Source organism: Hanamia caeni (genome assembly GCF_003721595.1).
GTDB classification, from domain to species: domain Bacteria; phylum Bacteroidota; class Bacteroidia; order Chitinophagales; family Chitinophagaceae; genus Ginsengibacter; species Ginsengibacter caeni.
In genome coordinates this window covers 120,639-134,553 of sequence record NZ_RJJR01000009.1, presented here as the reverse complement: position 1 = coordinate 134,553, position 13,915 = coordinate 120,639, and the positions used below count along the sequence as shown (strand labels likewise).

Below are 13,915 nucleotides of genomic sequence, written 5' to 3'. Positions count from 1 at the left end.
TTCAATCTACAATTTACCTTCTGCATATAATCGTCTTAATTCTTTTTTATCAAACTTACCCACACTGGTTTTGGGCACTTCATTGATAAATACATAGCTGGTGGGTATCTGGTACTTCGCAAAGTCGCGTGATAAGAATTCTATCAATTCCTCATCAGAAGGCTTGTCATCTGCATTTTTCAAAACGATGGTTGCCAGCGGCCTTTCTGACCATTTTGCATCAGGGATGGCGATAACTGCAGCTTCTTTTATTTTGGGATGCGACATAATTACAGATTCCAGGGCTACGCTCGATATCCATTCGCCGCCACTTTTTATCAGGTCTTTGGTTCTATCGGTAATTTCCATATAGCCATCTTCATCTATTGATACCACATCGCCGGTTTTAAACCAGCCGTCATCAGTAAAATTTTCCGTGCTGTTGGTTTTGAAATAGGAATTTACCACCCATGCTCCTTTTACCTGTAATTCACCCATAGTTTTTCCATCCCATGGCGCAACAGAGCCATCTTCAGTTACCACGCGCAATTCTATTCCCGGAAAAGGTATTCCCTGTTTAGCGCGTATTTTGAGTTTTTCATTTTCGGACAAAGGTTCGTGTTTTGGTTGCAGCCGGCTGGCAGTGCCGAGTGGCGAGGTTTCTGTCATTCCCCAGGCATGTAGTCCTTTTATTCCAAAATCTTTTTCAAAGTTTTCGATAAGGCTCGCAGGAAGTGCAGAACCTCCTACAGCATATTCTTTCAGCGCCAGCTTTTCTTTTGGAGGATTTTTTTTCAATGCGGCATACACGCCTAACCATATTGAGGGAACTCCATTTGCCAGCGTAACTTTTTCCGCTATCAGCATTTTTATAATGGCTTCCGGCTGCAGGTTTGACGAAGGCATAATCATATTAGCGCCGGCAAGCACACACATAAAAGGCGCGCCCCATGCCATTACATGAAATTGCGGTACTACCAGCAGGTAAGTATCGCTACTGCTGCAATTGGCTGCATTTGGCGAAAGAATCGTTGCAGCATGTAAAAACGTAGACCGGTGCGAATATAAAACGCCTTTGGGCAAGCCCGTGGTGCCGCTCGTATAGCACATGCCACAGGCTTCATTCTCATTTATTTCAGGCCATTCAAAATCCGCGGTTTGCTCTGAAAGCAAATCTTCATAATGGATAATATTTGGCAATGTGGTTTTAAAATCTTTGCCGGCATTCAGAATAATATAATGCTCCACTGTTTCAAGTAATGGTGCAATTTTTTCCAAAAGCGGCGCCAGCGTGGCATCTACAAAAATTACTTTATCTTCTGAATTATTGATAATGTATTCTGTTTGCTGGGCAGACAACCGGATGTTTATGGTATGGCAAACTGCTCTCATTCCTGAAATTCCATAATACAGTTCAACATGCGGGCCATGATTCCAGGCGAAAGTACCTACTATATCTCCCTTGCTTACACCTAATTTTTTCACCAGGGCATTCGCCAGTTTTTTACAACGTTGATACATTTCGCCAAAACTATATTCGTGACGCGAACCATCGGGTAGATAGGTTATAATCTTTTTATGATGAAACACTTTGTTCCCATATACAAGAATGGTGTTGGTGGTAAGAGGATAATCCATCATCAATCCTTTCATACTAAATCGATTTATTTTTTACAACAAAAGGTTTAAAAAATTCTGTTTTCAAAGGGAAACTTTCTCATAGCTTAATGTAAGGATGCTGTATTGGCATGGACGTAAATATAAAAATTTAAAAGAGTTTAAAAAAAGAAGTGCCTATATATTTTATTGAGCCGGAAAAGTGGAAAATAAAAATCCCGGTTATTTTTCCTTTTACTGCCATTCCGGATTATTTTATTTTCTTATACATCCTTTCAATAATTTTGTTTCATGCTGAATAAAGAAATTCTTTCTCTTGGGAAAAAACTTTGGGATTACCACTTGCTGAATAATAAAATAGAGAAAGCCGATTGTATTCTTACTTTGGGAAGCCATGACCTTCGTGTGCCCGAACGGGCTGCTGAGCTGTATTTACAGGGATTTGCCCCGCTAATGATTATGTCTGGCGGACTTGGAAATTTTACGCAGGAAATCTGGACTGAAAAAGAAGCGGACAAATTTGCCGCTATTGCCATCGAAAAAGGAGTTCCTGCAAATGCGATTCTTATTGAAAACAAATCGACCAACACGGGAGAAAATATTCTTTTTACACAAAAATTATTAGAGGAAAAAGGATTGGAACCCAACAGTTTTATCGTGGTGCAGAAGCCTTACATGGAGCGAAGGTCTTTTGCTACTTTCAAAAAACACTGGCCTCACAAAAAGTTACTCGTCACTTCGCCCCGCATTTCTTTTGAAGAATATCCCAATGAGGAAATCCCAATGGAACGGGTGATTCACATTATGGTAGGAGATTTGCAACGCATTAAAATGTACCCGGCAAAAGGCTTCCAGGTTTACCAGGAAATTCCCGAAGATGTGTGGGAGGCTTTTGAAAAGCTGGTGGCACTTGGGTTTGACAAACATTTAATGAAAGAAACCTAATTAATAAGATGTCATTACAAAGATTTATAGATGCGCAACAAAGCGATTATGAAACTGCCCTTTCGGAAATTAAAAGAGGAAGAAAACAATCTCATTGGATGTGGTATATTTTTCCACAAATTCAGGGGCTTGGATTTAGCGCCACATCAAAATTGTATGCTATAAAAAATTTGCAAGAGGCGCGGCAGTATTTGCAGCATCCACTGTTAGGAAAAAGATTAAAGGAAATCACCAATGCACTGATAGACCTGCCTTCAAATAATGCGCATGAAATTTTCGGCAGCCCGGATGATGTAAAATTAAAATCCTCAATGACGTTGTTTGCTTCACTGCCGGGTGCGGATCCGGTTTTTGAATCTGCCTTGAAAAAATTTTTTAACGGGGAAAGAGATGCAAAAACGCTTTCAATAATAAAGGATGAATAGCAGAAGTCATTTTGTAAAAGCTGGCATGTATTTTATTATTTATTCGAATTAAAGAATTCTTCTGACAATGATGGAAGTTCCTGTGCAATTAGATGTCCTTTTTTTGTTGCCCCTGGCCATTGCCTGCATTGCATGGACGGTTACTCATGAAGAAATTTTTAAAGAACCCAGGGAATATTGCGTAACGAGGTCGAAAAAATCTAAAAAATTACTCAGCCGAAAGTTTTTTTATGTCTTTACCTGCGAGTATTGCTTCTCGCATTATGTAACAATTTTGTTTTTGATAATCACCAGATACAAATTGCTATTTGATGATTGGAGAGGATACATCATTGCAGGATTTGCGTTGGTCTGGATTTCTAACATCTACATGAGCCTGTACGGCTTTGTTCGCGTTGGTTTAAAAAATGAAAAAATAGAAGCTGACATTAAGGAGAAAGAATTAAACGAGTAAAACACGTAAAGCGGTTTTAGAAAACTTTAAAAATTGGATTCCAGATAAATTAATAAGCCCTCGCAAATAAAACCCTTTGTATACTTGGCTTTCCGGTCAAAATATCTTTTCCTTCTTCTGCCGGATTGTCCAATGGAATGCATCTTATGGTAGCCTTACTGAGTTCTTTAATTTTTTCTTCAGTCCCGGCAGTTCCGTCCCAATGCGCTGAAACGAAGCCTCCTTTTCCATCAAGGATTTCCATAAAGTCTTCCCAGCTATCGGCTTTTGTAATACGGCTATCACGAAAATCTTTTGCTTTTTGAAAGATAGAATTTTGAATCGCATTGAGCAAAACGTGAACGGTATTGGCAAGGCCATCAAGCGACACAGATTCTTTTGCTTTGGTATCCCGGCGGGCTACTTCAGCTACATTTTTTTCCAAATCCCTGGCGCCAATAGCAATTCTCACGGGCACTCCCTTCATTTCGTATTCAGCAAATTTCCAGCCGGGGCGCGAGCTTTCGTCATCATCATATTTTACAGAAATACCAAGCGCTTTAAAATCTTCTAATAAAGGCATGACTTTTTCGTCTATGGCTTTCTTTTGCTCATCGCCCTTAAAAATAGGAATCACCACAACCTGGATCGGCGCCAATTTTGGAGGCAGTACCAAACCATCATCGTCGCTGTGCGCCATTACCAATGCACCAATCAGGCGCGTGCTTACTCCCCAGCTTGTAGCCCACACATAATCTAATTGATTTTGTTTGTCACTGAATTTTACATCAAACGCTTTGGCAAAATTTTGACCCAGAAAATGTGAGGTGCCAGCCTGCAACGCTTTTCCATCCTGCATCATCGCCTCGATGCAGAAGGTGTCCACCGCACCTGCGAACCGCTCGTTCTCGCTTTTAACTCCGCGGATTACCGGCATCGCCATCCACTCTTCCGCAAATTCTGCGTATACATTCAGCATTTGCATCGTTTCGGCAATAGCCTCTTCTGAGGTAGCATGAGCGGTATGACCTTCCTGCCAAAGAAATTCAGTAGTGCGCAAAAAGAGCCTGGTGCGCATTTCCCATCTGACCACATTGGCCCATTGATTTATCAGCAAGGGCAGATCGCGGTACGATTGTATCCACGTTTTATAAGTATTCCAGATGATAGTTTCTGAGGTGGGCCTCACAATCAATTCTTCTTCCAGCTTGGCTTCAGGGTCTACAATAATCCCGGATCCGGATTCATCGTTTTTTAAACGGTAATGCGTAACTACCGCACATTCCTTTGCAAAGCCCTCAATATGTGCTGCTTCTCTGCTCAAAAAACTTTTGGGAATAAAAAGAGGGAAGTAGGCATTCTGATGGCCTGTTTCCTTAAAGCGTTTATCAAGCTGGCTTTGCATATTTTCCCAAAGGGCAAACCCATAAGGCTTTATGACCATACACCCGCGAACTGCACTATAATCTGCAAGCCCTGCCTTTAAAATTATATCATTGTACCATTGCGAATAATCTTTGTCCCTCGGCGTAATTTCCTTATTCATTATAACTTTTATTTTTATAAATAGTTTGCTTCAAATTGAGATAAATTAATTTTAATAAATTAACAACCGTTCATAAAATGAATGCGTAAATAATAAAGTATATTTCTTAAATTTACAGAAAGAAGGCGCAAAAATAAGCTTCCTTGTTTAACTTCTAAAAATCAACGCCATGAAAATAAAATATTTACTTTTTGCGGGCTCCATCGCTGTCTTAAGCAGCTGTAGCACTGCGTATCGCTCGGGACAAACGCCGGATGATGTATATTTTTCTCCAGCTCCGCAGCCAAATGAATATGTATCTCATTCAAATGGCGACGACCAGGATTCATATTACTACAGAAATAATGAAGAAGATTATAATATAAGAAGAGGAATTGAGAATCCTGCATACCGCGCGCCATTGTCGCTAAGCCTTGGTTTCGGATACAGTCCTTATTCTTATTATCCGTATAACAGCCTTTATAATCCGTATGGATATAATAGTTATTATGGCTACAGCCCGTTTGGAATGAAAGGAATGTATAACCCTTATTTTGATGACTTTGGATATAACGGATTAAGTTTTTACAATCCGTATTCACTTTATAATCCTTACTATGGAGGTTATGGTTATTCTCCTTTTGGATATGGATATTCACCCTTCTACTCTTCCATTAATTTTTATTCAAAACCAATAAATACCAACACGGGAGCAAGAAGATATAATTTAGGAGGCTATACGAATAATCTAAACAGAAACAATGAGTCGGGAAGTGTTCAGCCTATTAGAAATACCCAAACCGGCGTAGCTCCAGAATCAAACGGGACAGGAATGGGTAGGGTGATAAGAAGAGTTTTTTCTCCATCCGAGCGTAATTCTTATACTCCTTCTGCAAACAGTTCACGCAGGGAAGTAAGAAGAAGCAACAGTGATAATAACCGCAGGTCTTCTTACTACAATAATAACACAGAGCGGAATACTTATAACAACAACAATAATAACGAAAGGAGAAGTAATTCCTACGAAGCTCCTACGAGAAGTTTTAGCCCAAGCACTCCATCCAGTTCATCTTCTTCCTCGTCATCAGGAAGCGGAAGCAGCAGCGCCCCGGTTAGAACGTTTAGAAGATAAGTTGACCAGATAAAAATGTTTAAAAAGGGATGATTTTTTCATCCCTTTTTAAAAGGTGAAAACCGATCCGTATAAATTTAAAAATTGAATTATTTATTCGTTTACTATGAAATCATTTTCTTTATTAGTTTTTTTTTCATTAGCCATCAGTTTTTCTTTTGCCCAGGCTCCTGAAGACGCGCTAAGGTATTCTTATCTGACTCAACCAGGTGGTACAGCGCGCAACCAGGCAATCGGTGGTGCAGGTGCCTCGCTGGGAGGCGAGTTTTCTTCATTATTTATAAATCCTGCCGGGCTGGGGTTTTATAAAAGCGGTGATTTTCTGTTAACGCCCTCTTTGTCTTTTAAAAAACCTAACTCTACTTACCTGGGTAATTCCGCAAGTGCTACGGAAAACAATTTTAATCTTGGGGCATCCGGATTTGTATTTGGCGGCCCTACCCGCAGCCAAAGTGTAAAGAGCATTTCGTTTGGCATTGGCGTGAACAAGTTAGCGGATTTTAATAACCACATTTTTTATAAAGGAACCAATAAAAATTCTTCTTATTCCGAAAAATACTTGGAAGAATTGGTAAATGATAAAGTTACAGATCCGAACGCTGCAGCAAGTAATTATCCTTATGGGAGCAGCCTTGCCTTTAATACGTACCTTATTGATACCTTACAGGCACCTGACGGCTCGTTGAATGGATACAGAACGCTGGCCAATCCGGGCACAGGGTTGAACCAGGAGAATACAATTAATACAACAGGAGGCATTACAGACTTCTCATTGGGAATGGGTTTGAATTTGCAGGAAAAATGGTTTTTTGGTGCAACAGTTTCTGTACCGTTTCTAAATTATGAGCGCACTGCATCTTTTAAAGAAAGCGATGCCTCCGCCAATGCAAATAACAATTTCAATTATTTTGAAGTAAATGAAAGTTTACGAACAAAAGGTGTAGGCATCAATGCGAAACTGGGCGTTATATTTAAACCCGTGGAAAATGTTAGGCTTGGCCTGGCATTTCATTCACCTACCACTTACCAGCTAACGGATGATTACACTACTGAAGTGATTACCGATCTCGAAGGTTATGGAGGCGCCGGTGTAAAGCGACAAAGCTCCACTGATTTAACCAATGGCCAGCCGCTCGAATCAAAATACAATCTGACTACACCATGGCGCGCAATACTAAGCGGTACTTATATTTTTGGCTCTAACCTTGAAGATGTCCAAACTCAAAAGGGCTTCATCACTGCAGACGTTGAATATGTAGATTATACATCGGTAGCCTTTCATGATGTAAGCAACGACGCTTCGGCTGCTGATTATTATAATAATTTAAACAAAACGCTTGATGAGCTTTATAAAAGCACTGTGAATGTGCGCTTAGGCGGAGAAATGAAACTCAATACCTTTATGGTAAGGCTTGGCGGCGCATACTATGGCAATCCGTACCAGTCACAATCTTCAGATGTGGTAAAAGTTACCGGCGGTGTTGGTTATCGCAATAAAGGAATTTTTCTTGACCTCGCCTATGTGTATTCCATGTATAAAGATGTTGACTTTCCTTACCGGTTGCAGGATAAGCCCAATGTACCGGCAATCATTAAAAACAATGGAGGAAATATAGTTGCTACTATAGGATTTAAATTTTAAAACCATAAAAGAATTTTTTGGATAGATCCGGCATTTCGCAGAACACTCTTCATTTTGGATAACCTGATCAATTTACCAATAAACAATCAGAATTAAAATTGGAATTGTTTATTAGTTTACTACAAGTAAAAATTGACTGCCGTTCTTATTGCAGCTAATTATCCAAAGGAAGAAACGAATAGTCTTTTCCGTATTCTATCATCTGGTCAAAAAAGTTAGTTGGATATTCGATTTTTACATCTGCAATTTTGTCGCCATCCATTACGGGCACCAGTTTCGGCTGAATAAATCCCTTGTAAGGCTTGATGTTTAATTTTTTATATCGCTCCAACACCTCCTTATGCAATGCCGGGTCAACTTTTACGCCATACGTTTCAATAAGATTCTTGCCAGCCTGGTAATCTCCCTGCGATTTAATGCGCTGTATTTCGCGAAGCAATTGCCCGAATAATTCGCGTAGTTTATTGTAATCATTAATCTTCACATACGTTTTTCCATCTTTTTTTACAAATTCTACCACGTTATCCTTTTTACCTTTTTCATAAGCCCACATTGCGTTCAGTTGACGGTTGCGCATGTGTGCTTCTTCCAGGTTGGCCCCGGGATTGAGACGTACCAGTTGCGTCATCAATCCGTTCATCATGTAAGAATCGTATTCTGCTTTTCCAACATCCAGTGTTGGCATCACGCCTAATTCAATCAATTTCGGATCCATGATAAAATATAAACCTACCAAATCGGCACGCGCTTCTTCAAGAGCGGAAGCATACGTCTTTAAGGTTTTATCCGGAGTGGCCACGCCGGGATTCAACTGGCCGGAAGCATGCCCGATTGCTTCGTGCATGTCAGTATGCAAATCTGCCGCGAGGCTGCCCCATTTTTTTATATTGTTTTTTACTGAATCATTTAATGCAAATTCATCAAGCATGCCACTTGAAGCGCCGGCTACATTATAAGCATGTACGATGTTGCTTAAGGAAACCGATTTGGAGCCATGCTGCTGCCTTATCCATTCATTGTTGGGAAGATTAATGCCAATAGGAGTGGAGGGAGTGGCGCTTCCGCCTTCAACAATTACAGTAATGGCTTTTGCAATAATTCCTTTCACATTTTTCTTTTTATCTTCAGGTAAAATCGGAGAATGGTCTTCAAACCATTGCGCCTGTGAGGCTATTTTTTCTATAGTTTTGGTAGCCGCAAGGTCTTTCATTGATACAACACTTTCCCAGCTTCCTTTTCTTGCCAGCGGATCAAAATAAACTTCTATAAAACCGTTTACCGCATCCAGCCTGCTGTTGATATCTTTTACCCAGGCAATGTTATAATCATCCCACGTGTGCAGGTCGCCTGTTTTATAATATTGTACTAACAATTGCAAAGCGGCTTTCTGGTTTGCATCCTCAGCTACGGTGATTGCTTTTTCAAGCCATCCGATTATTTTTTCGATGGCCGAAGAATACATGCCACCTGCTTTCCATACCTTTTCTACCACTTTTCCTAAACTGTCTTTTATTACTTTACTGTTAAGCCCCCACTGCGGCTGGTTTCCTTTTGAATCAAATTTTGCATAAAAATCTTCTACTTCCTTTTGAGTTACCCCTTCATAAAAATTGACAGACGAAGCTTTTACATTATCCACATTTGGATCAAGGTCAACTAGTTTAGGTTCTATTTTAGGATCATAAATGATTGGTTTTATTCTTGCTAAAAATGCGTCCATGCTTTCCCCTGCATTTTTAGGAAACAGCGTGGAATCGCTGGCTTTGGCCACCGATATAAAATAATCGGATGAACATTCGGGCAAAAATTTATCATTGCTGTAATGATGATGATTTCCGTTGCTGAACCAAAAACGGCCACAGTAGGTTTCAAATTTTTTCCAGTCCTCTGAAGTTTTATCACCGGTATAGGTTGTGTACATCGCTTCAAGCGTTTTGCGAAGCATGATGCCATACTTGCTTTTTTGGTCGTAAAAAATATCACGGCCCGCAAGCGCCGCTTCGTACAAATAGTAAGCAAGCTGCTTTTGCTGCAGGCTTAACTGGTTGAATCCCGGCGCTTCGTAGCGCAATACCTGTATGTCTGCAAAGGATTGCGCCGCTACCTGGAAAGAGGTATCATAAGACACTGTGGCGGTAGCGGAATCGCTGGCGTTCCGTGATTCACTTTTGGTTCCGTTATTATTGCAGGAGGTTATGAAAACAATCAAACAGGCAATTAAAAAAATTTTTGTAGCAGGCATACCAATTTTTTAAATTACAATATAGGGATTAAAAAAGAAGGAGAGAAAATAACGAAAAACATCAAAAAAAAATAAGGAAAATATTCATATCTCTATTTTCTGGCACAATAACAGTAAACAAAGAAAAAAGAGCTATTTTTATTTTGTATTGTCATTCTACTCAACTCTTCACTTAAACAAGTTTATTATGAAATTATCCAGGAGAAAGTTTATCAAAAACAGTTCGTTCACTATGGCGGGAACCATGTTTTTGCCAAAAGATATATTGCACAGTTTTTCTTTCAAAGGCAGTCACATATTGGGATTGCAATTGTATTCCGTTCGTGATGATATGAAAACTGACCCGGCGGGCACTTTGAAAAAGCTTGCAGATATGGGCTATAAAAATGTAGAGCACGCCAATTATATCAATGGGAAATTTTATGGCTATGCGCCACTTGAATTTAAAAAATTACTGGATGGGCTTGGGTTGAAAATGCCAAGTGGCCACACGGTGATGAATGCCAGCGATTACGATGTCTCCAAAAATGATTTTACGGACAAATGGAAGCAGACTATTGAAGATGCCAAAACTTTAGGACAGAAATATGTAATAAGCCCATGGCTTGACGAAAACCTGCGTAAAAATTATGATGACCTTGTCGGATTCCTGGACGTGTTTAACAAATGCGGCGAATTGTGTCAAAAGTCTGGATTAAAATTCGGCTACCACAATCATGATTTCGAGTTTAGATATTCATTGAATGGCAAAAAGATCTATGATATTATTTTGGAAAAAACCGATCCCAAACTGGTAATACAGCAATTGGATTTGGGTAATATGTATGGCGCCGGTGGAAGAGGTTTGGATGTTATAAAGCAATATCCTGGGAGGTTTGAGAGCATGCACGTAAAAGATGAAATTAAATCATCCGGCAAGGGTGAGATGGGCGATGAATATGAAAGCACTGTCTTGGGCAAAGGAATTTTGCCGGTGAAAGAAGTGATAGATCTTGCCAAAAAGATTGGTGGTACCACCGAATTTATTATTGAGCAGGAATCTTACCAGGGAAAAACGCCGCTTGATTGTGCTAAAGAAGATTTGGCGGCGATGAAAAAATGGGGATATTAAGAACAGAAGTAGCATATTACAAGTGACACCTTTTGAAAACGTGTCACTTCACAAAAGCTGTCACCTCTTTCAAAATATTTCAGCTTTTTTAAAATGAGAAATTAAAGACCAAATAATGAAAACAGTAGTAATTGCAGAATCATCAGGCGCCTCAATGGAAACAATAATGTCAGTTTATCCAAGGCACAAAGCAATAGTTGATAAATACGTAGCCAAAGGTGAGGTAATTGGAATTGGCCCATTTGCAGACAGGGGAAATATGGCGATTTTTAAATCCCATTTAGCTGCTGAGCAATTTGTGACCGAAGACCCTTTCATACTTGAAGGACTAGTAAAATCATTTGTTATCCGCGATTGGATGGACAAAATGTTGCCTGAATAATGGAAAATGGATTTAACTACGTCGGCAGATTTGTATCTTCAAAAGGTCAATTTTCAATTTTCAACACTCAACACTCAACTCATGCCTTCTTTTCAACTATCTCCCCAGCAAATAGAAAGCTATCACACCGATGGCTATGTTATTGTCAACAATTTTTTAAAAGAAGAAGAGGTCAATAAATTGTTTGCTATCGCAACGGGCGATGATACCTTGCGTAAACATGCATTTGACCTGAACGATCAGTCTGGAAAGAAGACAAAGTTAACGCTGTGGTATACGCCCGGAAACGATGCGTACGGCTTGCTTACGAAAAGCGGGCGCATGGTAAGTTCTGTAAATCAATTGATGGAAGGTGATTCTCCCGTTTGTCATTTTCACAGTAAACTGATGCAGAAGGAACCTAAAGTTGGCGGTGCATGGGAGTGGCACCAGGATTACGGCTATTGGTACAAAAATGAATTTCTTTTTCCCGGTCAAATGATGTCAGTAATGGTGGCTATCACCGAAGCAAACAAGGAAAATGGCTGTCTGCAGGTGATAAAAGGCTCGCATAAAATGGGGCGCATTGAACACGGATTTGCAGGCGAACAGGTAGGCGCTTCGCAGCACTATGTTGGCCTGGCTTTGAAAACCATGGAGCTTATTTATGTAGAACTAAAGCCAGGCGATGCGTTGTTTTTTCATAGTAATTTATTGCATCGTTCGGAAGCTAATCTTTCTGATTCTCCGCGCTGGTCGTTGATTTCGGTTTATAACCGCAGTAAAAATGTTCCTTACAACGAACCATCCCAATCTTCAACCATTCCGTTGCAGTCCGTTCCGGATGAAGCGTTGATGGAATGGAAATCTGAAAACATCAATGACGGCGCGCATTTTTTAGAAAAGGAAAAAGATGAAGCGCTGAAATAACCATTCAGCGGTAACGTATTTTATACATGTCCTTCTTTTAAAATTTAATAAGTTTTTTCTAAGCATGCTCTTTTTTAATTTGTACGGAATTATCTGTGTGTCATTTCTCTGCAGAAAACAAAACCGTTTTATTTGTTCATTTACTGTAAAATATTTTTTTTATTTTTAATAGGAGAATCACTTAAGAAATCTCAATTCCAAATGCAGGGCGCTACTAACTTTCTATACCTGAATCTGATAGTTCCCGAATGGACATGGCCTTTTTTTATCGTTTCTATATTGTTGCTTTTGTACATTTTTTACCGGATTGTAAGAATTCGGGAAAAAAAGATAAAAGATTTTAATGCTACGCGGGTTGAACTGGAAAAGCTGAGAGCTGAAAATTATAAAGATCTTCTGGAACGCGAGCAGATTAATAATTTTTTTTCAACATCACTGTTATTAAAATATGATGTGGATGAAATTCTTTGGGATGTCACAAAAAATCTTATTTCAAAACTTGATTTTGAAGATTGCCTTATTTATTTGTGGAATGAAGACAAAACACGCATGGTTCAAAGAGCCGGGTTCGGCCTGAAAGATTCTAAGGAATTAATGATGCGCTTTCCTTATGACCTTGCACTTGGAGAAGGCATTGTAGGAACAGTGGCACAAACAGGCATTCCTCTGATAGTGCCTGATACGAGGAAAGACTCCCGTTATCTTCCCGAAGGATACAGCGGCCTTAGCGAAATTTGCGTGCCTATTAAATATGAAGATGAAATTTTGGGTGTCATTGATTCTGAACATTCGCAGCTTGGATTTTTTAACCAAAGCCATCTGCAAATGATGAACACTATTGCTGCTTTAATGGCGGCTAAAATAAAATCAATCGAAGCGGACCAGGAACTGCGCCGGCAAAAAGCTGAGATTGATAATATTTCAAAGCAGCTTACAGAACTGCAGCTTGCGGCCCTTCGCAGCCAGATGAACCCGCATTTTATTTTCAATGCTTTGAATTCTATAAAAAAGTTTGTGCTATCTAATGACGCGGAAAATGCCGACGTGTATCTCAGCAAATTTTCAAAACTTATTCGCCTGATTCTGAATACTACGCGCGAGGCAAAGATCAGTCTTGAAAAAGAAATAGAAATGCTTACACTTTATCTTGAGCTCGAAAAATTAAGATTTGGTGCAAAGCTGAACTATCATATTCACGTGGATTCGCTTTTGCTCGAACGCAATATTTCTATACCCACAATGATAATTCAGCCATTTATTGAAAATGCTATATTGCATGGCATTATGCACAAAGATGGAGAAGGTGAAATTGAGATTTCGATTTTTGATTTTGATAATCATCTTGAAATTGAAGTTAAAGACAATGGCGTTGGCAGAAAAGCGGCAGCCATGCTGAATTTAGACAAAAACAGGCCTCACAATTCTTTCGGAATCGAAGTAACCCAGGCGCGATTGGCAGCATTAAAGCCGGATATGGAAACACCTTCGGGAATTGTAATAGAAGACATCGAAGAAAACGGGGCAGCCGCAGGAACGCTGGTTAAAATTTTTATACCACAGTAATTTATAGTTT

At 39.6% G+C, this 13,915-nt stretch carries 12 protein-coding genes; 9 read left to right on the top strand and 3 right to left on the bottom strand.

The annotated features are described in order from the left end of the window. Nucleotides 1-6 precede the first annotated feature (6 nt). Nucleotides 7-1,632 carry a long-chain fatty acid--CoA ligase gene (locus EFY79_RS12265; RefSeq protein WP_123121006.1) on the bottom strand — a complete coding sequence of 542 codons (1,626 nt, stop codon included), beginning with the start codon at nucleotides 1,630-1,632 and terminating at the stop codon, nucleotides 7-9. Nucleotides 1,633-1,887: 255 nt separating this feature from the next. Here EFY79_RS12265 and EFY79_RS12260 point away from each other — a divergent pair, with 255 nt between their 5' ends. The 3 genes from EFY79_RS12260 (at nucleotide 1,888) to EFY79_RS12250 (ending at nucleotide 3,420) form a co-directional block, all read left to right on the top strand. Then, nucleotides 1,888-2,541 carry a YdcF family protein gene (locus EFY79_RS12260; protein ID WP_123121005.1) on the top strand — a complete coding sequence of 218 codons (654 nt, stop codon included), beginning with the start codon at nucleotides 1,888-1,890 and terminating at the stop codon, nucleotides 2,539-2,541. Nucleotides 2,542-2,549: 8 nt separating this feature from the next. Then, nucleotides 2,550-2,966, top strand: a complete 417-nt coding sequence (locus EFY79_RS12255; RefSeq protein ID WP_123121004.1) for a DUF1810 domain-containing protein — start codon at nucleotides 2,550-2,552, stop codon at nucleotides 2,964-2,966. 67 nt (nucleotides 2,967-3,033) lie between these two features. Further along, nucleotides 3,034-3,420 (top strand): hypothetical protein, encoded by a 387-nt coding sequence (locus EFY79_RS12250; protein ID WP_123121003.1) that lies wholly within the window; start codon nucleotides 3,034-3,036, stop codon nucleotides 3,418-3,420. Nucleotides 3,421-3,469: 49 nt separating this feature from the next. Here the strand turns inward: EFY79_RS12250 and proS are convergent, their stop codons facing one another. Further along, nucleotides 3,470-4,945 (bottom strand): proline--tRNA ligase, encoded by a 1,476-nt coding sequence (proS, locus tag EFY79_RS12245; protein WP_123121002.1) that lies wholly within the window; start codon nucleotides 4,943-4,945, stop codon nucleotides 3,470-3,472. 169 nt (nucleotides 4,946-5,114) lie between these two features. On the opposite strand from proS, the gene EFY79_RS12240 reads away from it, so the two are divergent. Continuing rightward, nucleotides 5,115-6,056, top strand: coding sequence for a hypothetical protein (locus EFY79_RS12240; RefSeq protein ID WP_123121001.1), 942 nt, complete (start codon nucleotides 5,115-5,117; stop codon nucleotides 6,054-6,056). A 106-nt stretch (nucleotides 6,057-6,162) separates the two neighbouring features. Beyond that, on the top strand, nucleotides 6,163-7,698 hold the full coding sequence (locus EFY79_RS12235; protein WP_123121000.1) for an OmpP1/FadL family transporter: 1,536 nt from the start codon (nucleotides 6,163-6,165) through the stop codon (nucleotides 7,696-7,698). A gap of 154 nt (nucleotides 7,699-7,852) precedes the next feature. Here the strand turns inward: EFY79_RS12235 and EFY79_RS12230 are convergent, their stop codons facing one another. Then, the gene (locus EFY79_RS12230) at nucleotides 7,853-9,940 is read right to left on the bottom strand and encodes a dipeptidyl-peptidase 3 family protein (RefSeq protein WP_123120999.1); all 2,088 of its coding nucleotides are present in this window, start codon (nucleotides 9,938-9,940) and stop codon (nucleotides 7,853-7,855) included. A 187-nt stretch (nucleotides 9,941-10,127) separates the two neighbouring features. Between EFY79_RS12230 and EFY79_RS12225 the strand changes: the two genes are divergently transcribed. From EFY79_RS12225 to EFY79_RS12210, 4 genes are all read left to right on the top strand, one after another. After that, nucleotides 10,128-11,051 (top strand): sugar phosphate isomerase/epimerase family protein, encoded by a 924-nt coding sequence (locus tag EFY79_RS12225; protein ID WP_123120998.1) that lies wholly within the window; start codon nucleotides 10,128-10,130, stop codon nucleotides 11,049-11,051. A 115-nt stretch (nucleotides 11,052-11,166) separates the two neighbouring features. Then, nucleotides 11,167-11,433 (top strand): YciI family protein, encoded by a 267-nt coding sequence (locus tag EFY79_RS12220; protein WP_123120997.1) that lies wholly within the window; start codon nucleotides 11,167-11,169, stop codon nucleotides 11,431-11,433. Nucleotides 11,434-11,439: 6 nt separating this feature from the next. Then, nucleotides 11,440-12,342 (top strand): phytanoyl-CoA dioxygenase family protein, encoded by a 903-nt coding sequence (locus tag EFY79_RS12215; RefSeq protein WP_233577991.1) that lies wholly within the window; start codon nucleotides 11,440-11,442, stop codon nucleotides 12,340-12,342. A gap of 201 nt (nucleotides 12,343-12,543) precedes the next feature. Continuing rightward, nucleotides 12,544-13,905: a histidine kinase gene (locus EFY79_RS12210; protein WP_123120995.1), complete on the top strand. Its 1,362-nt coding sequence runs from the start codon at nucleotides 12,544-12,546 to the stop codon at nucleotides 13,903-13,905. The last annotated feature ends 10 nt before the right edge of the window (nucleotides 13,906-13,915 follow it).